The following is a 25,871-nucleotide window of genomic DNA, read 5'->3' on the forward strand; positions in this document are numbered from 1 at the left end:
TTATTCTCCCATCGCCCGGTAAATGACCCGGGCCGATTCTGGCGTTACTTGCATGACAGAGCGCGCCCGAGTTTCGACCTCGCCCCATTGAATGTACGCCAATAATTGAAAATACTGACTCGTGACCACCAGCTCATCGAGCGGGTTGCCGTCTTGATCTTTAATGCCGGCCAGCGGCCCCTCGGTCAGGGCCTGTTCGCGATCATCATACCCACCTTCAGGTCGACCTGCCAGAACCTGCTGCGCACCGGCCAGATCCAGCGCGCCATTGGTCAACGCGACCAACAACGCAGCATGCTCATCATCCATTGTGTTGATGTTTAACTTAAGTTCGCTATTGCCCGGAATGACGCACACCTGTGGTTTAATCTTCGCCACAATGTCGGCACTGAAGCCGCGCACCTGCCTGAGTTCACTGATGTCCAGTAATGGACTGTTGGCGGCTTGGTACGGGTGCGGCAAGGATTCATAGTCCGGATCCTCGGCGCCGTTTTCACTCAAGCGAGTGTCTTCATCAATCCAGTCAATAAGGGCATCGGTAAGCTGTTGCGCCAGATAACTGTCCACCTCGTTAGCCATCAGCAACTGCCGAAATTGCTGACGCCGGCGTTCCCCCTGCAGTTCCTGCTCGCCTCCGGGGACCAGGCTGTTGAGATTAAAACAACTGCGCAAATCCCGCACATCGGCGGCAATTTGTCCGCCGGCAACCGGAAATGGCCCTTGCTTGGTCGCCCAGTTCTGCTGGCGATGGACAATACCGTCACTCTGCTCCAGCTCTAGCTGCAACACTTCCGCCAGCACATCTTCCGCGCTCAGCCACATCCAGTAGCTCTGTTCGGCCTGTTGCAGATTGGCACTGCGACTGACCTGACGTTGCAGACTACTGCCCAAATTGACCGCAATCACTGAAACAATCGCAATCACCAGCATCACAGTGATTAACGCCGCGCCACGCTGCCTCGCCATCATTGGTCGCTGTCCTCATCGCTGACGCTGACTGCGGTGCTTGCCGCCGTTAAAAACTGTCGGCTAATTTCACCGTAGGCTTTGCTGTTGATGGTGACCTCAACGGCCTTGGGCACATCGCCTTCGGTATCCCAACTGCCCTGCCAGCCAGCGCGGATGCCCTGATTCTGTAGCTGCTGCTGGTCACCGGCGGCGTCATCGCGGAAAAACCGCACACTGAACGCTTCAACATCGTTCATTAACGGTTGTACCACCGGTTCGTCCGAGCGGTCATTCACGTAAGGAAAACTGACCCGCTCTAACACACCGTCGCGAACCCGATAAATGACCGGCTGCAACTCTGAGCGCGGCAATAACAAGCCCGGGTTGTCATAGCCGCTTTTGACCAGCGCCAGCACGCCACTGTCAGACTCAGTTACCCGCTCGTCGTTACTGACATAACGGCGCACCACCTCGGTACCGTTTGGCCGCGTTGGTTTATTCACTAACTGCCGCAGATCCTGCTCGATCATCAGCCAGCCAAACTGCATCTGTTGCAGTTGCTCACGCGCTGCCTCTGACTGCGTCTTGGTTTTACTCATTTGATCCAGCACGGTAAAGCTGCCGATTCCCAGCAATGCAAAAATGGCCATGGTCACCAACACTTCAACCAAGGTAAAGCCCCGTTGTTGCGTCATGGTCCGACTCCATTCGTATCGCTCTGAGCGGCCGCATCCGGGCGACGCAGATAGCGGGTCAACTGAACCAGTTGCGCGTCGCTGCCGGGTTTAGTGACCGTCACCGTGACCGCCACCACGTCCGGTGTAACCGTTTCAACCACCTGTTGTTGCCAGCGCCAGTCCTGTTCCGCCAGTTGCATTTGTCCGCTTTGTTTATCCTTAACCGGCCACTGCCGCGACAGACTCAGTTCGGTCAGGCGATTGGATGCTACGTACTGGGCAAAGGTTTTTTGCTGAATTTGACTGATACTGCTCAAATGGCCACTGGCTGCATTGACCGCCGCCAACGCGGCGGTACCAAAAATGGCGATGGCCACCATCACTTCAACCAGGGTAAAGCCGCGCTCAGTAACTCGCATCGAAACTGGCCTCATCCTGTATGCTGACTTGCCAGGCACTTTGTGCAATTAACCAACGCTGCTCCCGGCGTGCCAGTTGCGGCTTATCCAACGCCAATGAAAAGGCCGTCATCTCACCGCTCGGCAAGATCAGTATTTGCGGCTGTGGCTGCTCGTCCTCTTGTTCGTCATTATCGTTATCGGGCTGAAACAACAAATCGCGCGCCGCCTCTTCCTGCGCCACTAGGTTGCCTTCCAGCGGTTGCAGTCGCCAGCGCAGACGCTCATCCCAGTTAACGGCTTTTAAGCCTCTGGCATTAAGCGGCTGCCATTGATTGTCGTACCAGTGCACAAACTGATAACCGTCATCGTCCATGACTAAGCCCAAAGGCTGCTGCCTCACCATCGCGTACTCACGGGCGTACTGCAGTTGCTCTTTTAAGGTAACCGCAATGTCCTGCGGCGATTTATCTCGAGCGGATGAAGAAGGCAGAGTAAAGGCAACCGTACCGGCTATCATGCCAATAATGGCCATGACCAGCAGCAATTCGACCAGAGTGAACCCATTATTGCGGCGCCGTGGTTGCATCAGAGAGTCGATCAGTTGTTTTGTTCGTCCTGACCAATCATCCAACTGCCAAAGTCATCGTCTGTGCCCGGTTGACCATCAGGGCCTGCCGAAAACAGGTCGACGTCGTCATACTCGCCAGGGTTCAACAGCAGGTAGTCGTTGCCATAAGGGTCCTGTGGCAAGCGTTTGATGTAGCCGCCGTTACGGTAATTCCGTGGTTGTGGATCCATATTGGGGCGTTGTACCAAGGCTTCGAGACCCTGCTCTGTGGTCGGGAACATGCCGTTGTCCAAATGATACTGCGCCAGCGCATTTTCCAGTGCAACGATATCCGCAGTCACTTTCTGTTTGTTTGCCTGCTCCTGCGAACCCAACACGTTCGGCAGGATCATGGTGGCAAGAATACCGATGATGGCGATAACGACCATCACCTCAACCAAAGAGAAACCCCGTTGGGCTGTTGTTCTGTACATCATAATTAAAGTCCTACACTCTGATTTAACTGCAAAATGGGTTGAATAATAGCCAATACAATAAAGAACACGATACCTGCCATGGTGACAATCAGCACCGGTTCAAACACTTTTAAACTGACTTGCACCAGCGCCTCAAACTCACGGTCCTGGTTATCCGCTGTGCGTCGCAGCATTTGTTCCAGTTCACCGGATTTTTCCCCGGCTGCTATCATGTGCAGCATCATCGGTGGGAACAAACCGGTTTCCTGTAAGGCCGCCCGCAGCGATGAACCCTCGCGCACTCGTGTTGCGGCATCGTCGATGGCATCACGAATGGCAAGATTACCGATTACCGTTGAGGTAATGCGCAAACCATCCAGCAGCGGCACGGCCGAGGACGTTAAGATACTGAGCGTACGAGCAAAGCGTGCGGTGCTGACGCCGCGGATGACTTTCCCGATTAACGGCAGTTTAAGTAACTTGCGGTGATACCAGCGCTTATTGTTGTCTTTTCGCAGCCATTGCTTAAAACCAACGACCATGACCATAAGTATGACCAGCAACCACAGGCCCCAGTTCTGCAAAAACTCAGAAATTGCGATCATAAATAAGGTTGTGCCCGGTAGGGTTTGTCCCATATCGGCAAAGTTTTCGACAATTTGCGGCACAATTGACACCAACAGAAACACGACGATGCCAATCGCAACCAGCGTCAGCATCAACGGATAAATCAACGCCTGCGTTAACTGGCTTTTCATGTGTTGACGCTGTTCGGTGTAGTCCGCCAGCTCATTTAATACCTGATCTAAGTGACCGGATTTCTCACCCGCGGCCACCATGGCGGTGTACAAATGGTCGAACACGCCGGGGTAATCAGCCATCGCTTCGGCCAACGAGTAACCTTCCACCACTTTGCTGCGCACCGACATCAGCAGTTTCTTCAGGCGCGGTTTCTCGGTTTGATCCGCCACCGCCAACAAACATTGTTCAATCGGTAATGCTGAACTTACCAGCGTCGAGAGCTGGCGGGTGATCAACGCCAAATCCTGTGCTTTGACTTTGCGCACCATGGTCCAGCGCGAGGTCGTCTGACCCGGTTGTTGCTCTTTTTCTGACGCAGGCTCGACCTCGACCGGCATCAGTCCCTGATCACGGAGTTGCTGTCGTACCTGGCGCATCGTATCGGCTTCGATAACACCGCGCTTTTTACGCCCTTTGGCATCCAGTGCCTGATATGCAAATGCCGCCACTAGCGCTTACTCCTCACGCGTTACGCGCAATACTTCTTCGAGAGTGGTCTGTCCGGCCAGCACTTTATCAATACCGTCGCGACGAATACTGGGGGTATTCCGGCGCACGTATTTTTCAATCGCCTGCTCGCCGTGGCCGTTGTGAATGAGCTCACGAATGGTGTCGTCGACCACGATCAACTCATGGATACCGGTACGCCCCCGGTAACCGCTTTGGTTGCAGTGCTCGCACCCCTGGGCGCGATAAATCACGACGTCGTCGTCAACCGTGCCCAGCATCCGTCGTTCCTCAGCGTCCGGTTGATGGGGCTGCTTACACTGCGGGCACAGGGTACGCACCAAACGTTGCGACAATACCCCGAGTAAACTGGACGACAACAAGAACGGTTCAACGCCCATATCTTCCAATCGGGTGATGGCCCCGGCAGCGGTGTTGGTGTGCAACGTCGATAACACCAAGTGGCCGGTTAATGATGCCTGTACCGCGATTTGTGCGGTCTCGACGTCACGGATTTCGCCGACCATGACCACGTCCGGGTCTTGTCGCAAAATCGCACGCAAACCGCGGGCAAAGGTCATGTCCACGCGAGGGTTAACCTGAGTCTGGCCAATGCCCTCGATGGCATATTCAATGGGATCTTCAACCGTCAGAATATTGCGATCTTTGGAATTGATTTCGGTAATGCCGGCATAGAGCGTGGTTGATTTACCAGAACCGGTCGGTCCGGTCACCAAAATAATGCCGTGCGGCTTATGGATGAGCTGCGAGAAAATACCGCGGTTATGCTCGGTCATCCCCAGTTGCTTGAGGTTTAACCGTGCATTGTTTTTATCCAGCAGTCGCAGTACCACCCGCTCGCCGTGGTTAGACGGCATGGTCGATACCCGCACATCCACCGCCCGACCGGCGATTAATAGCGAAATACGGCCGTCCTGCGGTACCCGTTTCTCGGCAATATCCAGTTGCGCCATGACTTTAATCCGCGAGATCAGCAGCGACGCCAGTTTGCGGTTGGGCTTGAGTACTTCACGCAAGACACCGTCGATGCGGAAACGAATGGTCAGTTGCTTCTCGAACGTTTCAATATGGATATCCGAAGCCCCTTCTTTGATGGCTTCGCTAAGCATGGCATTGATCAACTTAATGATTGGCGCATCGTCTTCGCTTTCCAGCAGGTCTTCGGTCTGCGGTAACTCGTCGGCCAACGAAAACAGATCCGATTCGTTGCCGATGTCTTCCATCAGTTGCTTGGCCTCGGAGGAGTCACGCTGATACGCTTGGGTTAACAGTGTCTCAAACTCCGACTCCGGATGTTCTTGCAACTGGAAGGGCTGCTGCAACACACGTCTGACTTCCAGCAACGCTTCCGCCGCCACGCCGGCGCGGCAATGTACGGTCGGGTGCTCGCCCTGCTCCACCACCACGCCGAAGCGTTTGGCAAAACTAAAGGGCAAACGTTTGGTTGCAATGGCACTGGCTTCAGTCATTATTTTGACCTTTATCTTGCACCGACTTTTCTTTGTTATCCATGTATTCGTCAAAACTTGGCGGCAGCGTCAGGTCACCGTCCCACTCTGGCATTACCGGGGTTTCTTTGGTCGGCATTAAATCCACACCGCGTGCTTTACGGTCAAGCTGCAAAGCCCGCATGTAGTTGTATTTACCGCGACTGATTTCCGCCAGTTTGCTGCCGTCACGCACGATGGTCGGACGGATAAACACCATCAGATTGCGCTTCTGGGTCGAGGTTGAGGTTGAACTGAATAACTTACCCAGGATCGGAATGTCGCCGAGCAACGGAATTTTTGATACCGACTCCTGCACGTCTTCGTCAATCAGGCCGCCAAGCACAATAGTTTCACCGTCATTGGCCATCACCGTGGTTTTCAGTTCACGTTTATTAACAATGACGTCCACCGAGGTTGCCCCGCTTAGGCTGGAGACTTCCTGCTCAATGAGCATTTGTACGGCATCGCCCTCGTTGATCTGCGGCGTCACTTTTAACTTAATACCCACTTCCTGACGATCGACGGTCTGGAATGGGTTTTCGTTATCACCGCCCAACGTTGAGCCGGTAATGGTCGGAACTTCCTGACCCACGAGGAAACTGGCTTCTTCGTTATCAACGGTTACGATGCTTGGGGTTGCCAGAATATTGGAGTTGGTATCCTGCGAAATCGCCTGCACCACGGCCGCCCAATCGTTCTTAATGGTACCGAACATCATCCCGTTAACACTACCCAGCAACTCTGCTAACAAGCTGATATCGCCCGGCTTGTCCGGGTTTTGGGTAACCGCACCACCTTCCGAAATCACCGTGGTACCCTCTTGTGGCTGCGCCTGATAAGCGCCTGCAGCTAACGCGCCAATCGGCACTTGGTTACCAGTATTGTACTGCACCAGGCCACCGTCTTCGCTGATCCACTGAATACCAAAGTCGACATTGTCGCCTTCCAGTATCTCGACAATAATGGCCTCAACCTGTACCTGAGCCCGACGGATATCAAGGTCGCGAATGACGTTTTCCAGTGACGCCAGCATGTCCGGCTCGGCGGTAATAACTACGGCATTGGTCGGCGCATGGGGACTGATACTGACGGTGTTGTTACCACCGCCTGCGCGTCGACCACCGGTATTGCTGCCCTGCTGTTGTTCAACTTCTGCCTGAATCGAGCGGCTGACGTTATCCAGCACTTCAACCATTTCTTCAGCACGCGCATACTTCAGATAATAGACGCGTGTGTTGCCCTCGGTCTTGAGGTCTTGATCCAGTTGACGGATGAGCTTCACCACCCGCGAACGGGCACGCGGCTCACCACTGACAATGACGCTGTTACTGCGCTCATCGGCAACGATTTTTGGGATCAGCAAGGTCGGTGTGCCGTCCTGGGCGCTTTTTTCAAATAAGCTTTGGGCGATGCGGACCAACTCATTCGCCGACGCATACTCTAAATCAATAATATCGACGTCCTGGTCACCGGCCTGGTCGACGCGTTCGATGATTTCCACCAGGCGGCCAATGGTTTCTGCCCGGCCGGTCATCATGATCACGTTAGAAGGATCGTAACTGACCACCATGCCGCCACCGGTCTGATCATTTAACTGCCGTAACAAGGGCGCGAGCTCTCGTACGGAAACGTTTTCCACCGGCACCACACGGGTGATCATCATGTCACCACGTTGCTGTTGCTCACCCGCCACCACCGGTAACGGTGCATGCTGAGCATCTTTGTCGCGGATAACTTTAAGTACGCCAGAATCCATCTCCACCACGGCAAACCCATAAACTTCCAGCACATTCAGAAAAAATTGATAGTACTGCTGTTCGTTCATGACGTCATAACTGCGAACGTCAATTTTGCCGCGCACGTTAGGGTCAATAATGATGGTTTTACCGAGGTTACGCCCAACCACCTGAATGAATTCATTAATGTCGGTGTTTTTAAAGCTTGCGGCGTATTCATCAGCCATCGCAGCGGGCGTTGGTACCAACACCGCCGAAGCGATACCCAGCGCAAGTGCGCTTAACCAGACTTTGGGGCCACGAGAGTGAACTGCCATAGTTAGTTGTCCTGTTCGTTGGCGAGCTCAATGGTGAGCTGCATCGGTTGACCGTCGCGCACAATCTCTATGTCGGCGCGCGTCAGCGTGGTTAATTCGTTACTTAATTGCATTGCCTGTTGCATATCGGTTAAATCGTAACCGTTAATGGCAATGGCAAGGTCGCCGTTTTGTAAACCGGCCTGACGAAACAGTTCCGGCTTTTGTCCTGCTTCCAGACGGTACCCTATCAGTTGACCGTTATCCATGGCCGGGCTTATCGACACGTAATCGGTAAGCGACTGCGGATCCGCATTAATCTCCTCAACGGCCTGCTCAAGGTCTTGTTCGGGGACGGTTTCCGTCGCCTCTTGCTGCGGCTGTTCAACAATCAGCGACAACGCGGGCCGATCCTCGCCAATGTCTTCGAGTTGCAACGTTTCTATACGACCGTTGTTGTCTAACAATACCCGGTCAGCATAGATTTCTTCAACGGTCACACCGCTACGGCCAAGCTTATCGCCGACGATATAGGTCTGTTGTTGACCAGCCTGTTCAATAATAGCCGCAGAACGCAGCGGGTTGGAACTGGCCGATACCCCTACCAGACGGATGTTCAATGAGGTTTTCGGTGCATCACGACGCGTTGTCGATGAGGTTTGCGAACTTTCACCAAACAAGTTAAGACGTTGCAGAGCGGCAATATCGACCGCGGTGTCTTCTGCCGCGTTGTAGCTTGACGGTAGTGACGGTGCCGATGTGCCGCCCGTTGGCGCGGCCGGAGCCACCAACCACCAGGTTAACTGCGCTAGCAGTATCACCACCAGCAGCCAGATAGCGATGGTTGCCAGCGATATCAGCCGTGAGGGCGATGCCCATTTATTGCTGCGAAAGCCGTTTAGGTAAGACAATTTAGGTCACTTTATCATTATAGTTTTGTTAGACTTGTGTAGCTAACCGCATTCTAGCTCTCCGTGCAAGAGCCAACAATCGATTAACACAGTTTATGGTAATTTGATTGCAACTTTATGACAACAGCAAATGCAATACGTTTAGACAAGTGGCTTTGGGCAGCGCGTTTTTATAAAACACGGGCCATTGCCAGGCAGATGATTCAGTCTGGCAAAGTTCACTACAATGGCCAGCGCACTAAGCCTTCCAAGGCGGTGGAAATTGGCGCGATGCTGAAACTTAGACAAGGCTTTGACAGTAAAGAAGTCGAAGTAATTGCTTTGAGTGATCAGCGCCGCGGCGCCAGCGAAGCGCAGCTGCTTTATCGCGAAACCGAAAGCAGCATCAAGCAACGCGAGCAAAACGCGCAAGCACGAAAACTCAATGCCATGTATAATCCGCACCCACAAGGCCGTCCGGACAAAAAGCAGCGGCGGCAGTTGATCAGAATGAAAGACGGACAACGAAACGAAGGTGATGGGCAATGACCGAGCAAACTATCGAATACCCGACCGACCAACTGGTGCGTTATACCTTTGCTGACCAGGATGTGCGCGGTGAGTTGGTGCAGTTAACCAGCAGTTATCAAAGCTTGATCCGCGGCCACCAGTACCCACCGGCGGTGCAACAGGCGCTCGGTGAAATGATGGCGGCGGTGTCACTGCTGACCGCAACACTTAAGTTTGAAGGCCACATCGCTGTGCAACTGCAGGGCAACGGCCCGCTAAACTTTATTGCGGTTAATGGTAACCATCACCAGGAGTTGCGCGGCATTGCTCGCGTTCGTGGTGACATCACCGCGACGGACATTCGCAGCATGATTGGTAAAGGTGAGCTGGTTATTACCCTGGAGCCGGAACACGGCGAACGTTATCAGGGCGTTACCAGTTCAGACGCCGACTCAATTGCCGAAATGCTGGAAAATTATTTTATGCAATCCGAGCAGCTGGCCACCAAAATCTGGTTGCACGCCGACGGCGAACATGCGGCCGGTATGTTATTGCAACGGCTGCCGGCATCCGGTAAAGACATGACCGGGTTTGAACACTTGGCCACCTTAACCGATACCATCACCGAACAGGAGTTGTATTCGCTGCCCGCAGAACAGCTGTTGCATCGCTTATACCACGAAGAAACGGTGCACCTGTATCCGGCTCAGAAAGTTTCCTTTGTCTGCGGTTGTTCACGCGAGCGGACGCTGGATGCGTTGGCCAGCGTGCCGGTCGAGCAGTTGCGAGAGATTTTACAGACTGACGGCGAGATCGTCATGACCTGCGACTATTGCCTGACAGAATACCGCTTCAAAGAATCCGACTTCGCGTAGCTTGCGCCTGTGGCGCAAGTCTTTCACCGCTGAGAACACAGAGAGCGCGGAGGTTTTTATTGTTAAAACCACCCAACCCATTGGGTTTTCCATTAAAAAGCTTTTCTCTGCGGTTCTCAGCGCCCTCTGCGGTGAGAACCCTCAGCCTTTCTTCTTAATGAACTTCATTAAGCGGCGGCGTTTGCGCTGCTGAGACAGGGTCAGCTGGTTTTTCTTACCTTCGTACGGGTTAACCGGTTCGCGGAACTCGATCTTAATCGGTGTGCCCATCACACCCAGGGCTTTACGGAAGTAGTTGGTCAAATAACGCTGATATGAGCCCGGCAGCTTGGTGACCTGGTTGCCGTGAATAACGATACGCGGCGGATTGTAGCCGCCGGCGTGCGCGTATTTGAGTTTCACACGACGACCACTGACCAACGGTGGCTGGTGTTCTTCCTGAGCCATTTCCATGATCTTGGTCAGTTTAGACGTACTTACCCGCTGTGTGGCGCTGCTGTAAGCTTCTTCAACGCTTTCAAACAGGTGGCCGACACCGGTGCCGTGCAGCGCCGAGATAAAGTGTAAACGTGCGAAATCAACAAAGCCGAGGCGACGATCTAACTCACGCTTAATCTCTTCTTTGTGATCCTGCTCTAAACCGTCCCACTTATTCACCGCAATCACGATTGAACGGCCGGCGTTGAGGGCAAAACCAATCAGGTTGAGATCCTGGTCGGTGATGGTTTCGCGCGCATCAATGACAATCAGTACAACGTTGGCTTCTTCGATCGCCTGCAACGTTTTCACCACCGAAAATTTCTCGATCGCCTCATCGATACGGCCCCGGCGACGCACACCAGCGGTATCAATGAGCACGTATTCGCGCTCATCCCGTTGCATCGGGATATACACCGAGTCGCGAGTGGTTCCGGGCATATCAAAAACCACCACCCGCTCTTCACCAAGGATACGGTTAGTAAGCGTTGACTTACCCACGTTCGGTCGGCCGACAATGGCCAACTTCAGCGGTAACGCATCGTAGTCGATTTCATCGTGGTCAAGATCTTCCGGCGCTTCGTCGTTACGGACTATAACGTCCGGGTAGTCCTCAGCCAGCGGCTTAAAACAGCTTTCCAGCAACTGTTCAACACCACGTCCGTGAGCAGCGGCAATACCGTAAAGGTCGCCTAACGCCAGTGAGTAAAAGTCAGCCATTGCGGTTGAGGCATCGATACCGTCGATCTTGTTACAGACCATGTAGACTTTTTTCTGCTGCTGTTTTTTGCGCAGATGATCCGCAATGGCCTGATCGCCGACGGTCACGCCGTCACGGGCATCCACCAAAAACAACACCACATCGGCTTCTTCAATGGCTTGCAGCGATTGCTTTGCCATTACCTCATCGATGCCTTCTTCATCCCCGTGAATACCACCGGTATCCACGACAATGAATTGATATCCATCATAGTTGGCCTGGCCGTACTTACGATCGCGGGTCAGGCCGGGAAAGTCTGCTACCAGTGCATCCCGGCTGCGGGTTAAACGATTAAATAATGTGGATTTCCCCACATTCGGGCGCCCTACCAGGGCTACAACAGGTAACATGTTTGTTTAACTTCCTGAATTTATCTCAATTGCCACAATATCGCCGTCGCGAGTTTGTGTGTATAAGGTTGTTCCATCCACAACCGGCTGCGCAAAAATGCCATCACCGCCGACTTCATAGCGACCTTCAATAGTGCCATCGGTTGGATTCAACCAGTGTAAGTAACCGTCCAGATCACCGACAACGACGAAACCATCATGCCATGCCGGGCCCGTCAATTTACGGCCAAACATTTCGTTGTTGCTCCACAACTCAATGCCGCCTTCCTGGTTCAAGCCATAAAGATGGCTTTGGTAGTCGGTCAAATAAATGCGTCCACCGCGCACTAGCATATTCTCGAACGCACTGTAGTCACGCTTCCAACGTACCTCGCCGCTGCGTAATTCCAGTGCCACCAGTTCGCCGTTATACGCGATCATGTATATCACGCCACCGACCACAACCGGATTGGCGTCGATATCGGCCAATGCTTCGAGCTCGGTCGCGCCGCTTGGCGTGCCAACACTCTGTGTCCACGCCTGCTGGCCATTATTAGCGATGAGAATTGACGCGGTACCATTACTGTCACCAACAATCACACCACCACTGGCGATGGTCGGCGCCGATGAACCACGCAAGGTTAGCGTAGGTGTCTGGTATTCAAACTGCCACTGTTGCTCACCGCTTTCGGCATCATAACTGATGACTTTGCCGCCCGTGGTGTGAATGACGACTCGTCCTTCGCCAACCGCGGGATCAGAGTTTACTTCATTGCCAACGTCGACATGCCAGACCAGCTCACCGGTCTCGGCATTTAACGCTATCAAATCGCCGTTCTCGGTACCCAAAAACAGCTTGTCATAAGCTGCAACCAGACCGCCGGAAATGCGCGCCGGGAATGGTGATGACAGAATGCCGCTGAACCAACCCTCATCAGACGCTTCGTTAATTTCGATGAGGTCATGCAACTCGACTTCCCACAGCGTTTCGCCGTTGTCTTTACTCATCGCGACAACCGTGCCCTGACGATCGGCAGCATACACTTTATCGTAAGCAACAACTGGGTTAAGGCGAGAGAAAAACTCTCCTACACCATCACCAACGGAGCGCTCCCACTTAACGGAAACATTGAGGTTTTCGTTAATCGGCTGGAGCGGTGCAATCTTAATTTCTTCGTCATCATCACCGAACAGCGAGCAACCGCTGATGCTGGTTGCTAGTGCGGCAATCGCGAGTAACGAGGCGGACTTTTTTAACGTGTTAAGCAAATGCATTATGACGTAGCCAGGCTGTTGAGTTTAAGTTCCAGTGCCGGAGTCAGCGCTTCACCCTCAGCGGCAAGCGCACGCTGGTAAGCTTCGCGAGCTTGATCATTCTGACCCTGTTCAGCATAAATGTCGCCTTCCAGTTCGGCAGCCGCGGCTTGATAGGCCGTTGGCATCGCCGTTGTTACGGCGGCCAGAGCACCCTCGTATTGCTGCTGCGCTAACAGAACCCGTGCCAAGCGGATGTTGGCAACCGCTTTCAGATTGTTATCGTCGCTCTCACCGACCACCTGTTGCAGTGCGGTCACCGCCGTCGCCAGATCGCCATTGCTGGCGGCGTGTTGAGCTAACTGCAGTGCGGCAAGGTGCGCGTAATGTGAACCGGCGTGCTCATCGATAAATTGTTGCGCGTTAACCACTGCGTTATCGGCGTCTGCCTGTAACTGACTGGCCACTTGCTGATAACCTGCTGAAGCTGCGTTAGCCGCATCAATCTGTGCTTGGTCATAATAGCGCCAGCCAAAAAACAGGCCAAAACCAATCACCGCACCGGCGATAATGCCTTTGCCGTGTTCGGCCCAAAACTCTTTAATTCGTTCGACTTGTTGTTCTTCGTTCTGATCCACAGGATCACCTCTTACGCTTGCGTCAATGGCCGCAGATGGTCAATAAGTTCTGCGTGACTTAAAGTAATTTGTTCAGCCTCGCTGCGTAACGGTTTAACCGTTACTTGCTGCGTTGCCAGCTCATTCTCGCCGATAATTAGGGCGACTTCCGCACCGGATTTATCCGCTTTTTTCATTTGTTTTTTCATTGCCCCACCACCACAGTGGGTCACCAGCCGCAACTCCGGCAGTGCATCTCTCAGCTGTTCGGCAATCGCCGCTGCTTTTAGTTCCGCAGCGTCGCCTAACGGCATTAAATAAGCATCCACCGCACGTCTTGGCGTCAATTTATTTTGTTCCTGCAACAGCAACACTAACCGTTCCATGCCCATCGCGAAACCAACAGCCGGCGTTGGCTTACCGCCAAGTTGTTCTACCAAGCCGTCATAACGGCCACCGGCACAGACGGTACCCTGAGCGCCCAAGGCGGTGGTAACCCATTCAAACACTGTGCGGTTGTAATAGTCCAGTCCACGCACCAAACGCTCGTTTAGGGTGTAGCGAATACCGGCTTCGTCCAGCAATGCACGCAACTGCTCAAAGTGCTCCCGCGATTCATCGTCCCAGTACTCTGACAGACGCGGCGCTTCTTCCAATAGCTGCTGTGTATTGGGGTCTTTGCTGTCAAGAATACGCAACGGGTTGCTGTCCAACCGACGCTGACTGTCTTCGTCCAGTTGCTCTTTATATTGCTCCAGATACTCACGCAGAGCATCGCGATAACGCGCGCGGGCTTCATTCGATCCCAGCGAGTTTAACTGCAACTCAACCTGGTCGGCGATACCAAAGGCTTTCCACAGCCGCGCTGACAACAGAATAACTTCGGCATCAGCATCCGCTGAAGGTAGCCCAAAGGTTTCAATACCGAACTGATGAAACTGCCGATAACGACCTTTTTGTGGGCGTTCATAGCGAAACATCGGCCCCATATACCAAAGTCGCTGAATTTGATTATACAACAACCCATGTTGATTACCGGCACGGACGCAGCTTGCCGTACCCTCAGGACGCAAGGTGAGACTCTCACCATTGCGGTCATCAAAGGTGTACATTTCTTTTTCGACAATATCGGTCACCTCACCGATAGAGCGCTTAAACAGTGCGGTTTGCTCAAGTACCGGCATGCGAATTTCGCTGTAGCCGTAGCTTGCTGCCACTCGACGAATAATCGACTCAACCTGTTGCCAGGCTGGGCTTTGGTCGGGTAACAGGTCGTTCATGCCTCGAATTGCCTGTATGGATTTTGCCACGCTTGTTACTTCCGTCTTGGTTGCTATCTGTTGCCGATGGTCATTACGTACACGATGAGCCATAAAAACAAAGGCTCAAAAAACGAGCGCGTATTATAAGGATTTTATGACAGCGGGTAAAACGCGTTAACCGATTTCTTTTACGTCAATTTTGTGTTTTTCGACGTGGGCAACGCGTTCACGGATTTGACGTTCCAGTTGATCCACCAGGTCCTTGTTGTCGAGGCGCAGTTTTTGCCGTTCGCCGCCAATATACAAGCCACTTTTATTCTTTGCACCGGCCAACCCAACTTCGGCAACCAGGGCTTCCCCCGGGCCGTTGACGACACAGCCGATAATGGACACATCCATCGGCACCGTAACGTCTTCAAGCCGCTGTTCCAATTCGTTAACGGTTGCTATCACATCAAACTCCTGCCGCGAACAACTTGGGCAGGCAATGAAGTTAATGCCACGGGACCGGATCCTGAGCGATTTCAGAATATCGAACCCCACTTTGATCTCTTCGACGGGATCCGCCGCTAATGACACCCGCAAGGTATCGCCAATCCCTTCGGCCAATAGCATACCCAGACCGATGGATGATTTGACCGCGCCACTGCGCTTGCCGCCCGCTTCGGTGATGCCCAAGTGCAACGGTTGCTCAATTTGTTTCGCCAATAAGCGGTAAGAATCAACCGCGAGAAACACATCGGATGCTTTGACACTGACTTTAAAGTCCTGGAAATTAAGTCGATCGAGAATCTCGACATGCCGCATCGCCGATTCAACCAGTGCCGCGGGCGTTGGTTCACCATATTTTTCTTGCAGGTCTTTCTCCAGCGAACCGCCGTTAACACCAATTCGGATAGGAATGTTTTTATCTCTGGCGGCGTCAACAACCGCGCGAATACGATCTTCGCGGCCAATATTGCCGGGATTAATGCGCAAGCAGTCGGCACCATATTCCGCCACTTTTAAAGCAATGCGATAGTCAAAGTGGATGTCTGTTACCAAAGGCACAGGACTGCCCTGCTTGATGGCTTTAAACGCTTCTGCCGCCTCCATCGTGGGTACCGAAACACGCACAATATCCGCTCCCGCGTCGGCCAGCGCCTGAATTTGCGCTAAGGTCGCCTGCACATCGGTGGTTTCGGTGTTGGTCATGGACTGCACCGCAATCGGAGCGCCATCACCAATGGGCACATCGCCGACGTAGATACGACGGGAGGGTCTGCGCTTGATGGGACTTTCGTGCATCATAGATCGATATTCCTACTGCTTAGAGATCCACTATTAATTGGTTGCCGGTACGGTCAGACGCGCAACCCGTGACTGACGGAAGCTGCTCAAGTCTACGGTTTCGCCTTGATAAGTAATGGTCACCGCTTCTGGCTTACACACGGTAATCGAGAACGGTGCTTCACCGGGCACCTGCATGGTATAACCAGCGGCTTTGATACCGACCGCCTGAGTCTCGCCGTTGGCGTCATCAACTTTTACCCAACACTCTTCACTGAACTGAAACACCAAGCTGGCAGCTGTGTCTTCCTGTTGCGCTTGTGGTGACGTATCTTGGTCGGCGTCCGAGTCGGCTGCCGGCGACGGTTCATTGACGTCTGCAAGCTCACTCTCGTTGGCCGTATCATCGGTGACGGTAGCCGGTTGTTCATCATCAACGGCAGGCTCGTCACTCGCGCCTGATTCTGGTGCCGGCTCGTTGACTGCCGCCAGCGTCGTTTCTGGTTGCTCAGTTTCGGACACGGTTACTGCCTCATCCGCGGTCGACTGATTCGGGTCGTTGGCGGTCAACGAGGTACTCACATCGTCGGCCTCAACTTCCGATTCCAGCAACGGTTCTTCATCATTTTTAGTTGGTTCTGGCTGCGACGTCGTCGGTGACTGCAGTTGCGGCTGCGACGACTCCTGCACTTCCGTTTCTGTTACTGCTTGCTCAACATCATCACTGATGCTGTTAAAACTCAGTCCGCTGTCCTGCCACCACCAAATGACTAAGCCGATGACGACAATGATCACAGCATAAGTAATCAGCATGAGACGGTTGTCGTTCTCTTCGTGTTTTACGCGTCGCGAAAAACTTTGCATGGCGGAGGTATCGGGCTCTTTAATGCCCATTTTTCGATAAGCGGCGAAGATTTCCTGATCATTCACGTCCAGCAGTTTTGCGTAGGACCGCAAATAACCTTTAATAAAGGTAGGTGTTGAAAAGGAGTCGTACTCATCGTTTTCGAGCAATTCGATGATCTGTAAACGCAGCCGCAAGCGATCCGCGACCTCACGCTGACTCAGGTTTTTGCGTTCTCTGGCCTCTTTTAAGATCTGTCCAGGCCCTTTGACAGGTTCCTTCTGCTGTTCCGCGGAGGCTTTTACGTCGTTGTTATCTACCGCGTTTTCCTCAGTGTCGTTCGATTGATTATCAGCAGTCATGATATCTGGGTTGTTCCCTGTTAGTACGCTACCCTCTCGCTTCGGCTCAGCGACTGGTTAAGCACTGTGCTCGGTTGGCAGCAACATCTTGCTGTAACCTTTGAGCATGGTCAAACATCACCAGCGCTTGTTGCCAGTGACCGGATAAGCACAGCGCGATAGCGTAATTGTTGTACAATGCGCCGCTCATAGGTTGCCATGATAACGCTTGCTGGTAAAGTAGCAACGCAGAATTGAGCTTTTCTTTGTGTAAATACCATTGTCCGAGGGCGATGATGACGGCTTCTGCTCCTGGTGCGTCGGCGTATGCTTTATCGAGATGTTGGCGGGCGCGTTCCAGGTGTCCGCGTTTCATATATTCGAGGCCAAGGTTGAGGCGATGTTGGCCGGCATCGCTGAGTGATGTACTGGGGGCTGTGCTACAACCGCTCAGGGTTACGGCGAGTACTATCCATATTCTCATTTCAGCATTCCTTTGCTTATTTGCGCTACGCGCTTGGCGCCGCCAGCGGCGGCTTGCTTGGCGGCACGTGCTGCGCGGTGCCTTGCTCGACGCGGGCTCCGCCCGCTTGCCTGGCGCGCCGGAGGCGCTTGCTCAAAACAGCGCAGCTTGTCGTGCCTTCGGCACGACTCGCTAAGATGAGCCAGTAAGCTTGTGGGGCGCCTAGCTGTTAGAAGCGATGGCGATCTCGTCGCCGCGCGCCGCTTGTTGGCGCTTGAGGATGCGCTTGGTGCGGTCAATCACATCACCCACCAATTGACCACAGGCCGCATCAATGTCGTCACCACGGGTCTTCCTGACCATCACGGTAAAGCCATATTCCATCAACACTTTAGCAAAACGGTCGATGCGCGAGTTGCTCGAACGCCCGTAATCCGATCCCGGGAACGGATTAAACGGAATAAGATTAATTTTACTGGGCGTGTCCTTAAGCGTTTTCGCCAATTCGTGCGCCTGATCCGTCGAATCATTGACGTGATCCAGCATCACATATTCTACGGTCACTTTGTGTTGCGCTTTTGATTGATCAACATAGCGGCGACTCGACGCTAAAAACTGTTCAATGTTGTACTTTTTATTGATCGGCACAATCTCGTTACGCAGCTCATCATTCGGCGCGTGCAACGAAATCGCCAGCATCACATCAATTTGTTCGGCCAGTTTATCCAGTGCCGGTACCACCCCTGAGGTGCTTAGCGTGACACGGCGTTTTGATAAACCAAAACCGTAGTCGTCCAGCATCAATTCCATCGCCGGAACAACATTATTCATATTCAGTAGCGGTTCACCCATCCCCATCATCACCACGTTGGTAACCGGTTTTATGCCGGTTTTACCGTAGGCTCCGAGTAGTTGATTAACGCGCCATACCTGACCAATGATTTCCGCAACGTTGAGATTACGGTTAAAGCCTTGCGCCCCGGTCGAGCAGAAGGTGCATTCCAGCGCACAGCCAACCTGCGATGACACACATAAGGTCGCTCGATCACGCTCGGGAATCCATACCGTCTCCACATCCTGTCCGTCAAATAAGGTCATGACAAACTTGATGGTGCCGTCGGAGGATTGCTGTTGAGTGCGGACTTCTGGCGCCCGAACTTCTGCAACTTGCTTGAGTTTTTCCCGCAGCTTTTTGTTGAGATTGGTCATCTCATCAAAATCATCCACGCAAAAATGATACAACCATTTCATCACCTGATCGGCACGAAATGGCTTCTCCCCCATTTCGCGGAAGAATTCTTTCATTCCCTCGCGGTTGAGGTTAAGAAGGTTCACTTTTTTGTCGATGGTATTGGTCATAAATTTCCTGTTAAATTGGAATACTTCGGCTCCGGCTTCGCCTCCGCGGTTTAGGCTCGCTGCGCTCGCGGTTTGGGGCCTTTGGCCGGTTTAGGCTTCGCGGTTTGACGGGCGAAGCCCCTAAACCCTTGCGCCGAAGGCAGCAAGCTACACCGCGAGCGAAGCGAGCCCAAACCGCGCGAAGCGCCTAGACCGCCCGCAGGCCCTAGACCGTGAAGCCGAAGCTAAGATCTTACCGAGTGCGTGGGCAGATTTCTTCGTCGCTGAAGAAGTAAGCAATTTCACGCGCAGCAGATTCAACAGCGTCTGAGCCGTGTACTGCATTTTCGTCGATAGTTTCAGCATAGTCTGCACGTAACGTTCCTGCCAGTGCTTCTGCCGGGTTCGTTGCGCCCATGATGTCGCGGTTTTTACGGACGGCGTCTTCGCCTTCCAGAACCTGAACAACGATTGGGCCAGAGGTCATGAACTCAACCAAAGCGCCGAAGAAAGGACGTTCTTTGTGTTCCGCGTAAAAACCTTCCGCCTGTTCTTTGCTCAGGTGCATCATTTTAGCTGCAACAATGCGCAGACCTGCAGATTCGAAACGGTTGTAGATAGCACCGATTAAGTTTTTAGCAACTGCATCGGGCTTGATGATTGATAAAGTGCGCTCTAAAGCCATCTGTTTTACTCCAAAAAGGGTATTAAACCAGTGATTAAATTTTCCGCGCGAATTATACGGGAGATTGCATTAAAAATCGAATAGCGATTGATTGTTTTTGTTTAAATTCTAAGTTAGGATGCGAAAACATATAGCCATATAGACGTCTATACGACGAGAGGAGTAATAAGCATGGCACAAGCAACCTTGGGTGGCGGCTGTTTTTGGTGTGTTGAGTCTGCCTTCCTGCAAGTCAAGGGCATCAGCAATGTACAATCGGGATACACCGGTGGCCATACTGAAAATCCGACTTATGAACAAGTGTGTAGCGGTGAGACCGGACACGCGGAAGTCGCGCAGTTAACCTACGACCCTGAGCAAATTTCGTATCGTCAAATCCTAGAAATCTTCTTCACGTTGCACGATCCAACGCAGGTGAACCGTCAGGGCAATGACATTGGCACGCAGTATCGCACGTCGATTTTTTACCACGACGATGAGCAAAAGCGTGAAGCGGAGCAAATCATTGCTGAACTTGAGTCAGAGGGTGCCTTTGCTGATCCGATTGTAACTGAGGTGTCGCCGCTGGAGGTGTTTTATCCGGCCGAGGATTATCATACCAACTACTTTAACCGAAACCCGGAAAATCCGTACTGTCAGGCAGTGATTTCACCGAAATTAGCGAAATTCCGGAAAACCTTTGCCGGGCTTCTGCGCTAATTTCTAGCGCTTGGCGCCGCCTCCGGCGGCGGCTTAGGTGCTTCGCACGGTGTAGCTTGCTTCCTTCGGCGCAAGGGTTTAGGGGCTTCGCCCGTTAAACCGCGAAGCCTAGACCGCCCGAAGGGCCTAAACCGCGGAGGTGACGCCGGAGCCTAATTCGTGCTAAGGGCTCGGTAAACCGCGAGGATGTGTTCGGCGGCGTGGTCTACTTCCGCTTCCGTCGTTGGGCGGCCGAAGCTGAAACGTAACGAGGCATGCGCCAACTCATCCGTCAGCCCCAGCGCTCTCAGCACGTAAGACGGCTCGACACTGGCCGAAGTACAGGCAGAGCCTGATGAAATGGCGAGATCTTTTAGTGACATCAGTAAAATCTCACCCTCGACATCCGCAAAGCGCAAATTAATGATGTGCGGCACCCGCAACGCATCACTGCCGTTTAGATCGATGCCAGGCTCAGCCAGTAGCGGCGTTAAAAACCGCTGACGGAGTTGCTCAAAGTACTCTGCATCGTGTTGCAGTCGCTCTCCGGCAACCGCGCAGGCTTCGCCAAGCCCGACGATTTGATGGGTTGCCAGGGTACCTGAGCGCATACCTCGCTCATGCCCGCCACCGTGCATTTGCGCCTGTAGCCGCACTCTTGGCTGACGCCGCACATACAAGGCACCAATGCCTTTCGGGCCATACAATTTGTGCGCCGAAAGCGACAACAAATCGACCGGAAGCTGACTCAGATCCAGGCTCAGTTTACCGGCACTTTGCGCAGCGTCGACATGCAGTAAGGTACCATTGCTTCGGCAAATAGAACCGATCGCCTCGATATCCTGAATCACACCCAGCTCATTATTCACGTGCATCACACTGACCAGGATGGTGTCTTCCCGTAACGCCGAGCGCAATTCATCGAGATCAATACGCCCATCCGCCTGTACATCGAGAAAGGTGACCGAGAATCCTTCTTTTTGCAGTTGCAACATCGGATCCAACACCGCTTTATGCTCGGTTTTAACGGTGATCAGATGCTTGCCTTTGTCACGCAATTGGTAGGCAACGCCTTTAATCGCGAGGTTGTCCGATTCGGTTGCGCCTGAGGTGAAAACAATCTCGCGTGCGTCTGCGTTGAGCAAATCAGCCACTTGGTGACGGGCAATATCAACCGCCTCTTCAGCCTGCCAGCCATAGCGATGTGAGCGTGAAGCGGGGTTTGCGTAGATGCCATCATAGGTAAGAAATTGCATCATTTTATCAGCGACCTGCTGTTCTACCGGGGTGGTGGCCGCAAAATCCATATAAATAGGCAATTTCACTACGCAAAAACTCCTGAACCGTAATTTAACAACATACTAAATAACGTTTAACTCAATCTTTTCTGATGATTGCCGTTTGCCCACGGCATTCACATCCCTTGACGCCATTAGCTCGGCCAGCGTGATACCATCAAGGAAATCGGCGATGCGGTCGCTCAATCCTTCCCACAAGGAGTGGGTTAAACAGCGTTCGCCGCCCTGACAGTTGGCCTTGCCCTGACAACGGGTTGCATCGATGGATTCGTCAACCGCTTCAATCACGGCGCCGACCGAAATTTCGTTGGCACGGCGGCCGAGTTGGTAACCACCGCCTGGCCCACGGACGCTTTGAACGAGTTTGCGCTTTCGCAGGCGCGCGAACAGCTGTTCGAGATACGACAATGAAATACCTTGCCGCTCTGAGATGTCCGCCAATGGTACCGGGGCTTTTTGTGCAAACATGGCGACGTCAAGCATCGCGGTGACCGCATAGCGGCCCTTGGATGTCAGGCGCATGATTCTGTATCCTCTTCGCTGAGCTGGACTTTTAAGTTTACTTACCCGACTAAAATAGTCAAGTATTAGCGCGACGTGGGCGTTGCGCTTGGCGCGTTGGCCCTCTTGCGCCGGTGGCGCACGTTACGCTTTTTGTGCCAAGCGGTTATTTCTTAATGGAAGCGAGGATACCGCGCAGGATGTTGATTTCGCTTTCTTCCGGGCGCGCTCGGTTAAATAAGCGCCGCAACTTGGTCATCACCTGCCCCGGATGCTGCTTCACAATAAAGCCGGTATGGTAGAGCGTCTGCTCCAGGTGCTGGTAGAACATTTCCAGTTGTTCCGCACGGGGATAGTCCGCAATCTCATCCGTATGCGTGTATAACGACTGCCCTTCTGCCGCTTCCAAGTGTTGCATACGCAGCTCGTAACAAACCGTCTGTACTGCCATCGCCAGGTTCAACGAACCATAATCCGGGTTGGTCGGGATGTGCAAATGATACTGACTGAGTTGCAGCTCTTCGTTGGTTAAGCCATTGTTCTCACGCCCGAAGACCACTGCGACTTTATGCTTTGGTGCTTCGGCCAGCATTTTGGCGGCCGCATCGCGCGGACCTAACAACGGCCAGTCGAGGGTCCGATTGCGGGCGCTGGTCGCCAGCACCAACTCACAGTCTGCGATCGCTTCTTCCAGCGTGTCAACGATTTGGGCGTTGGCCAAAATATCCGTCGCCCCGGCCGCCAACGCGGACGCGTGGCTGTCCGGTTTGTTCACCGGATCAACCAGGGTCAGTTCTTTTAAACCCATGGTTTTCATGGCCCGTGCCACCGAACCGATGTTGCCTGTATGCGAGGTGTTTACAAGTACGATACGAATTGAATCTAACATGATGCCCTTGAACGATTAAAACGGATGACACACAACAGTGTTGCTGAATAAAAGTTGTGCATGATACCGCAATACTGGTATTATCCGCGACCAGATTTTTGTGATCCTCACAACGTTCTTTGACAGCACAGGTAATTTGATTATGCATCCGATGTTAAACATTGCGGTGCGCGCAGCGCGTGCAGCCGGCAAAATTCTTGTTAAGCAATTTGATCAGGGGCAACCCATCGACGCGGTTTCTAAAGGCCCGAATGACTGGGTGTCCGAAATGGACAAAGCCGCCGAACAGGCAATCATCAGCACCATCCGTAAATCCTACCCTGAACACGGTATCATCGCGGAAGAAAGCGGCCAGCAACAAGGCTCGGATAATGATTTTCAGTGGGTTATCGACCCGCTGGACGGCACCACAAATTACCTGCGCGGTATCCCTCACTTCTGTATTTCGATTGCGCTTTTGCACAAAGGTTCTGTGCAACAGGGCGTGGTCTATGATCCGATTCGCGAAGAGTTATTCAGTGCATCACGAGGTGCCGGTGCTCAGTTAAATGGTCGCCGTTTACGGATTGACCCGAAAGTTGAGCTTAAGGGAGCGTTGTTAGCGACGGGCTTTCCGTTCAAGTACAAGCACAAACTGCCTGAATATCAGCAAATGTTTAATAACTTGTTTGAACACTGCGCAGACATGCGCCGCCCCGGAGCAGCAGCACTGGACTTAGCCTATGTCGCGGCCGGTCGCTTTGACGGCTTCTTTGAAATGGGTCTCAAGCCCTGGGATATGCTGGCCGGCGAACTGATGATTCGCGAAGCCGGTGGTATCATCTGCGACTTCAGCGGCGGCCACAATTACGTGCAAAGCGGTAACGTGGTTGCAGGCGCACCGAAAGTGCTCAAGCAAATGCTGCCGGTCATGCGCAAAAAGCCTGAGTAACTTGCGCCCATGGCGCAAGCCATTCCGAAAGATAATGGGTCGCGCTCTGGGCGCGACCTACGTCAGGTCGATTTCTTCCAAATCGAGATCGTAGCAATAATCCATTTCGGCCAGTTCTTCCCGTAACTGGTATTTTTCTTTTAGTTGTTCAATTTCACGCCATTTGCGTTTTTTTGCGCGTCCCTTCGATGACTTGTCACTGACTTTCTGAAGCTCTTCTGAATGATCCATACTTGCCTCTCAGTTTTATAGTTATGGTCTTAGCGCACGTGAAAAAATTGTTATCACTTTTTATAACAATAAATTCACAAACACCTTAATACCACAGCGAGCTCCAGATTAAAAGCTAATTGTTACATTCGTGTTAACTCTTCCGCAATTTTTCATGAACATCGACAGCGTCTGTTCACCGCTGAGAACACAGAGAGCGCGGAGGTTTTTTATTGTAAAACCACCCACCCCTCTGATGATATCAACCGCGATGGTGACAACAGGCAAACTGCGTCAACCCAACAAAAAAACCGACCCATTGGGTTTCCCTTAAAACGTTTTTCTCCGTGTACTCCGCGCCCTTAGCGGTGAAAACCTTTGTGTTCACCGCTAAGAACACAGAGCGCGCGGAGGTTTTTAAGGGTAAAACCACCCACCCCTCTCATGATATCAACCGCGGTGGTGACAACAGGCACACTGCGTCAACCCAACAAAAAAACCAACCCATTGGGTTTCCCTTAAAACGTTTTTCTCCGTGTACTCAGCGCCCTCTGCGGTGAAAAACCTCTGGGTTCACCGCTGAGAACACAGAGAGCGCGGAGGTTTTTAAGGGTAAAACCACCCACCCCTCTCATGATATCAACCGCGGTGGTGACAATAGACACAAAGCGTCAACCCAACAAAAAACCCGACCCAATTGGGTTTCCCTTAAAAAGCTTTTCTCCGTGTCCTCAGCGCCCTCAGCGGTGAAAAGCCTTTGTGTTCACCGCTAAGGCCACAGAAAGCGCGGAGGTTTTTATTGTTAACCCCCCCCCTCTAATAATATCAACCGCGGTGGTGGCGACAGGCACTCTGCATCAACCCAACAAAAAACCCGACCCAATTGGGTTTCCCTTAAAAAGCTTTTCTCCGTGTCCTCAGCGCCCTCTGCGGTGAAAAACCTCTACGGTGAGCGAGTCACCAACGAATGGGCTCACGTCCAATGCTGACGAGATAGTCATTGGCTTTACGGAAGTGGTGCGCGTCGAAAAAACCTCGATGTGCTGAAAGCGGCGACGGGTGCACCGTTTTTAGCACGCAGTGGCGATTACCATCAATAAGGCGTGCCTTTTTCTGCGCATGCGCGCCCCATAACAAAAAGACAATGCCCTGCTGTTCTGCCGCCAACCGTTCAATCACCCGGTCAGTAAAGGTCTCCCAGCCCCAGTTGGCATGGCTGTGAGCGTTACCCGCCTGCACCGTGAGTACCGTATTCAACAGCAACACGCCCTGCTTTGCCCAGCGCGTCAAATCACCGTTCGCGGGCTGCGGCTGTTCGGGGTAGTCCACCTGAATGGCTTTCAGTATGTTGCGCAACGACGGCGGCAGCTTAACCCCATCCGGTACCGAAAAACTCAACCCATGCGCCTGGCCAGGCCCGTGATACGGGTCTTGCCCCAAAATCACGACCTTTACTTGTTCAGGCGCGGTTAGCTTTAATGCATTAAAGACATCCGCTGCCGGCGGGTATACGGTGGTTTGTTCGCGTGCCTGGGCAACGCGGTGCAGTAATTCCTGAAAATACGGTTGTTGTTTTTCGTCAGCCAGCAATTTTGTCCAGTCACCCATAG

General features: G+C 52.8%; 27 protein-coding genes. 4 read left to right on the forward strand and 23 right to left on the reverse strand.

What is annotated here, in order from left to right:
- The 9 genes from gspK to gspC are packed head-to-tail and all read right to left on the reverse strand — an operon-like array spanning window position 1 to window position 8,751.
- Complete coding sequence (gene gspK / locus CWE23_RS04235) at window positions 1-969, reverse strand: type II secretion system minor pseudopilin GspK (RefSeq protein WP_241970524.1); 969 nt, start codon at window positions 967-969, stop codon at window positions 1-3.
- Complete coding sequence (gene gspJ / locus CWE23_RS04240) at window positions 966-1,643, reverse strand: type II secretion system minor pseudopilin GspJ (protein ID WP_105305705.1); 678 nt, start codon at window positions 1,641-1,643, stop codon at window positions 966-968. Before gspJ ends, gspK begins: the two co-directional genes overlap by 4 nt.
- Window positions 1,640-2,044 (reverse strand): type II secretion system minor pseudopilin GspI, encoded by a 405-nt coding sequence (gene gspI / locus CWE23_RS04245; RefSeq protein ID WP_126819611.1) that lies wholly within the window; start codon window positions 2,042-2,044, stop codon window positions 1,640-1,642. Before gspI ends, gspJ begins: the two co-directional genes overlap by 4 nt.
- A complete protein-coding gene (gene gspH / locus CWE23_RS04250) occupies window positions 2,031-2,612 on the reverse strand; it encodes a type II secretion system minor pseudopilin GspH (protein ID WP_126819612.1) in 582 nt (193 codons plus the stop codon). The genes gspI and gspH overlap by 14 nt, the downstream gene beginning before the upstream one ends.
- A gap of 11 nt (window positions 2,613-2,623) precedes the next feature.
- Window positions 2,624-3,067, reverse strand: coding sequence for a type II secretion system major pseudopilin GspG (gene gspG / locus CWE23_RS04255; RefSeq protein ID WP_105307675.1), 444 nt, complete (start codon window positions 3,065-3,067; stop codon window positions 2,624-2,626).
- A 5-nt stretch (window positions 3,068-3,072) separates the two neighbouring features.
- Window positions 3,073-4,299 carry a type II secretion system inner membrane protein GspF gene (gspF, locus tag CWE23_RS04260; RefSeq protein ID WP_105305702.1) on the reverse strand — a complete coding sequence of 409 codons (1,227 nt, stop codon included), beginning with the start codon at window positions 4,297-4,299 and terminating at the stop codon, window positions 3,073-3,075.
- A gap of 6 nt (window positions 4,300-4,305) precedes the next feature.
- The gene (gene gspE / locus CWE23_RS04265) at window positions 4,306-5,787 is read right to left on the reverse strand and encodes a type II secretion system ATPase GspE (RefSeq protein ID WP_105305701.1); all 1,482 of its coding nucleotides are present in this window, start codon (window positions 5,785-5,787) and stop codon (window positions 4,306-4,308) included.
- On the reverse strand, window positions 5,780-7,861 hold the full coding sequence (gspD, locus tag CWE23_RS04270) for a type II secretion system secretin GspD (protein ID WP_126819613.1): 2,082 nt from the start codon (window positions 7,859-7,861) through the stop codon (window positions 5,780-5,782). The genes gspE and gspD overlap by 8 nt, the downstream gene beginning before the upstream one ends.
- Window positions 7,862-7,863: 2 nt before the next feature.
- On the reverse strand, window positions 7,864-8,751 hold the full coding sequence (gene gspC / locus CWE23_RS04275) for a type II secretion system protein GspC (protein ID WP_241970525.1): 888 nt from the start codon (window positions 8,749-8,751) through the stop codon (window positions 7,864-7,866).
- Between the two features lie 117 nt (window positions 8,752-8,868).
- On the opposite strand from gspC, the gene hslR reads away from it, so the two are divergent.
- Entirely contained in the window at window positions 8,869-9,279 is a 411-nt protein-coding gene (gene hslR / locus CWE23_RS04280; RefSeq protein WP_105305699.1) for a ribosome-associated heat shock protein Hsp15, read from the forward strand.
- Complete coding sequence (gene hslO / locus CWE23_RS04285) at window positions 9,276-10,115, forward strand: Hsp33 family molecular chaperone HslO (protein ID WP_241970526.1); 840 nt, start codon at window positions 9,276-9,278, stop codon at window positions 10,113-10,115. Before hslR ends, hslO begins: the two co-directional genes overlap by 4 nt.
- Before the next feature lie 141 nt (window positions 10,116-10,256).
- On the opposite strand, the gene der is transcribed toward hslO, so the two are convergent.
- The 9 genes from der to ndk form a co-directional block, all read right to left on the reverse strand.
- Window positions 10,257-11,702 carry a ribosome biogenesis GTPase Der gene (gene der / locus CWE23_RS04290; RefSeq protein ID WP_105305698.1) on the reverse strand — a complete coding sequence of 482 codons (1,446 nt, stop codon included), beginning with the start codon at window positions 11,700-11,702 and terminating at the stop codon, window positions 10,257-10,259.
- Between the two features lie 6 nt (window positions 11,703-11,708).
- Entirely contained in the window at window positions 11,709-12,956 is a 1,248-nt protein-coding gene (gene bamB / locus CWE23_RS04295; protein ID WP_105305697.1) for an outer membrane protein assembly factor BamB, read from the reverse strand.
- Entirely contained in the window at window positions 12,956-13,573 is a 618-nt protein-coding gene (locus CWE23_RS04300; RefSeq protein WP_126819614.1) for a YfgM family protein, read from the reverse strand. The genes bamB and CWE23_RS04300 overlap by 1 nt, the downstream gene beginning before the upstream one ends.
- A gap of 11 nt (window positions 13,574-13,584) precedes the next feature.
- Window positions 13,585-14,862, reverse strand: a complete 1,278-nt coding sequence (hisS, locus tag CWE23_RS04305) for a histidine--tRNA ligase (protein WP_157982906.1) — start codon at window positions 14,860-14,862, stop codon at window positions 13,585-13,587.
- A gap of 126 nt (window positions 14,863-14,988) precedes the next feature.
- Window positions 14,989-16,104: a flavodoxin-dependent (E)-4-hydroxy-3-methylbut-2-enyl-diphosphate synthase gene (gene ispG / locus CWE23_RS04310; RefSeq protein WP_105305694.1), complete on the reverse strand. Its 1,116-nt coding sequence runs from the start codon at window positions 16,102-16,104 to the stop codon at window positions 14,989-14,991.
- A 33-nt stretch (window positions 16,105-16,137) separates the two neighbouring features.
- Window positions 16,138-17,289 (reverse strand): cytoskeleton protein RodZ, encoded by a 1,152-nt coding sequence (rodZ, locus tag CWE23_RS04315; RefSeq protein WP_126819615.1) that lies wholly within the window; start codon window positions 17,287-17,289, stop codon window positions 16,138-16,140.
- Window positions 17,290-17,335: 46 nt separating this feature from the next.
- Window positions 17,336-17,752, reverse strand: a complete 417-nt coding sequence (locus tag CWE23_RS04320) for a pilus assembly protein PilF (RefSeq protein WP_126819616.1) — start codon at window positions 17,750-17,752, stop codon at window positions 17,336-17,338.
- A 201-nt stretch (window positions 17,753-17,953) separates the two neighbouring features.
- Complete coding sequence (gene rlmN / locus CWE23_RS04325; protein ID WP_126819617.1) at window positions 17,954-19,090, reverse strand: dual-specificity RNA methyltransferase RlmN; 1,137 nt, start codon at window positions 19,088-19,090, stop codon at window positions 17,954-17,956.
- Between the two features lie 232 nt (window positions 19,091-19,322).
- Window positions 19,323-19,754, reverse strand: a complete 432-nt coding sequence (ndk, locus tag CWE23_RS04330) for a nucleoside-diphosphate kinase (protein WP_105305690.1) — start codon at window positions 19,752-19,754, stop codon at window positions 19,323-19,325.
- A 171-nt stretch (window positions 19,755-19,925) separates the two neighbouring features.
- Here ndk and msrA point away from each other — a divergent pair, with 171 nt between their 5' ends.
- Window positions 19,926-20,453 (forward strand): peptide-methionine (S)-S-oxide reductase MsrA, encoded by a 528-nt coding sequence (gene msrA / locus CWE23_RS04335; RefSeq protein ID WP_105305689.1) that lies wholly within the window; start codon window positions 19,926-19,928, stop codon window positions 20,451-20,453.
- A 152-nt stretch (window positions 20,454-20,605) separates the two neighbouring features.
- Here the strand turns inward: msrA and CWE23_RS04340 are convergent, their stop codons facing one another.
- The 3 genes from CWE23_RS04340 to trmJ form a co-directional block, all read right to left on the reverse strand.
- Window positions 20,606-21,757, reverse strand: coding sequence for an IscS subfamily cysteine desulfurase (locus CWE23_RS04340; protein ID WP_126819618.1), 1,152 nt, complete (start codon window positions 21,755-21,757; stop codon window positions 20,606-20,608).
- 36 nt (window positions 21,758-21,793) lie between these two features.
- On the reverse strand, window positions 21,794-22,252 hold the full coding sequence (iscR, locus tag CWE23_RS04345; RefSeq protein WP_105305687.1) for a Fe-S cluster assembly transcriptional regulator IscR: 459 nt from the start codon (window positions 22,250-22,252) through the stop codon (window positions 21,794-21,796).
- 145 nt (window positions 22,253-22,397) lie between these two features.
- Window positions 22,398-23,120, reverse strand: coding sequence for a tRNA (cytosine(32)/uridine(32)-2'-O)-methyltransferase TrmJ (trmJ, locus tag CWE23_RS04350; RefSeq protein WP_105305686.1), 723 nt, complete (start codon window positions 23,118-23,120; stop codon window positions 22,398-22,400).
- Window positions 23,121-23,262: 142 nt separating this feature from the next.
- Between trmJ and suhB the strand changes: the two genes are divergently transcribed.
- Window positions 23,263-24,051, forward strand: coding sequence for an inositol-1-monophosphatase (suhB, locus tag CWE23_RS04355; RefSeq protein WP_105305685.1), 789 nt, complete (start codon window positions 23,263-23,265; stop codon window positions 24,049-24,051).
- Window positions 24,052-24,108: 57 nt separating this feature from the next.
- On the opposite strand, the gene CWE23_RS04360 is transcribed toward suhB, so the two are convergent.
- The gene (locus tag CWE23_RS04360) at window positions 24,109-24,282 is read right to left on the reverse strand and encodes a DUF3545 family protein (RefSeq protein WP_105305684.1); all 174 of its coding nucleotides are present in this window, start codon (window positions 24,280-24,282) and stop codon (window positions 24,109-24,111) included.
- A gap of 936 nt (window positions 24,283-25,218) precedes the next feature.
- Entirely contained in the window at window positions 25,219-25,869 is a 651-nt protein-coding gene (gene ung, locus CWE23_RS04365) for a uracil-DNA glycosylase (RefSeq protein ID WP_105305683.1), read from the reverse strand.
- Window positions 25,870-25,871: the final 2 nt, after the last annotated feature.

This window comes from Idiomarina aquatica (genome assembly GCF_003987185.1).
In the GTDB taxonomy this organism is placed as follows: domain Bacteria; phylum Pseudomonadota; class Gammaproteobacteria; order Enterobacterales; family Alteromonadaceae; genus Idiomarina; species Idiomarina aquatica.

Excerpts from the sequence above, each read along its gene's own strand:
- gspK (WP_241970524.1), bottom strand. The coding sequence starts at position 969 with ATGATGGCGAGGCAGCGTGGCGCGGCGTTAATCACTGTGATGCTGGTG.
- gspJ (WP_105305705.1), bottom strand. The coding sequence starts at position 1,643 with ATGACGCAACAACGGGGCTTTACCTTGGTTGAAGTGTTGGTGACCATG.
- gspI (WP_126819611.1), bottom strand. The coding sequence starts at position 2,044 with ATGCGAGTTACTGAGCGCGGCTTTACCCTGGTTGAAGTGATGGTGGCC.
- gspH (WP_126819612.1), bottom strand. The coding sequence starts at position 2,612 with ATGCAACCACGGCGCCGCAATAATGGGTTCACTCTGGTCGAATTGCTG.
- gspG (WP_105307675.1), bottom strand. The coding sequence starts at position 3,067 with ATGTACAGAACAACAGCCCAACGGGGTTTCTCTTTGGTTGAGGTGATG.
- gspE (WP_105305701.1), bottom strand. The coding sequence starts at position 5,787 with ATGACTGAAGCCAGTGCCATTGCAACCAAACGTTTGCCCTTTAGTTTT.
- gspD (WP_126819613.1), bottom strand. The coding sequence starts at position 7,861 with ATGGCAGTTCACTCTCGTGGCCCCAAAGTCTGGTTAAGCGCACTTGCG.
- hslR (WP_105305699.1), top strand. The coding sequence starts at position 8,869 with ATGACAACAGCAAATGCAATACGTTTAGACAAGTGGCTTTGGGCAGCG.
- hslO (WP_241970526.1), top strand. The coding sequence starts at position 9,276 with ATGACCGAGCAAACTATCGAATACCCGACCGACCAACTGGTGCGTTAT.
- der (WP_105305698.1), bottom strand. The coding sequence starts at position 11,702 with ATGTTACCTGTTGTAGCCCTGGTAGGGCGCCCGAATGTGGGGAAATCC.
- bamB (WP_105305697.1), bottom strand. The coding sequence starts at position 12,956 with ATGCATTTGCTTAACACGTTAAAAAAGTCCGCCTCGTTACTCGCGATT.
- ispG (WP_105305694.1), bottom strand. The coding sequence starts at position 16,104 with ATGATGCACGAAAGTCCCATCAAGCGCAGACCCTCCCGTCGTATCTAC.
- rodZ (WP_126819615.1), bottom strand. The coding sequence starts at position 17,289 with ATGACTGCTGATAATCAATCGAACGACACTGAGGAAAACGCGGTAGAT.
- CWE23_RS04320 (WP_126819616.1), bottom strand. The coding sequence starts at position 17,752 with ATGAGAATATGGATAGTACTCGCCGTAACCCTGAGCGGTTGTAGCACA.
- rlmN (WP_126819617.1), bottom strand. The coding sequence starts at position 19,090 with ATGACCAATACCATCGACAAAAAAGTGAACCTTCTTAACCTCAACCGC.
- ndk (WP_105305690.1), bottom strand. The coding sequence starts at position 19,754 with ATGGCTTTAGAGCGCACTTTATCAATCATCAAGCCCGATGCAGTTGCT.
- msrA (WP_105305689.1), top strand. The coding sequence starts at position 19,926 with ATGGCACAAGCAACCTTGGGTGGCGGCTGTTTTTGGTGTGTTGAGTCT.
- iscR (WP_105305687.1), bottom strand. The coding sequence starts at position 22,252 with ATGCGCCTGACATCCAAGGGCCGCTATGCGGTCACCGCGATGCTTGAC.
- trmJ (WP_105305686.1), bottom strand. The coding sequence starts at position 23,120 with ATGTTAGATTCAATTCGTATCGTACTTGTAAACACCTCGCATACAGGC.
- suhB (WP_105305685.1), top strand. The coding sequence starts at position 23,263 with ATGCATCCGATGTTAAACATTGCGGTGCGCGCAGCGCGTGCAGCCGGC.
- CWE23_RS04360 (WP_105305684.1), bottom strand. The coding sequence starts at position 24,282 with ATGGATCATTCAGAAGAGCTTCAGAAAGTCAGTGACAAGTCATCGAAG.
- ung (WP_105305683.1), bottom strand. The coding sequence starts at position 25,869 with ATGGGTGACTGGACAAAATTGCTGGCTGACGAAAAACAACAACCGTAT.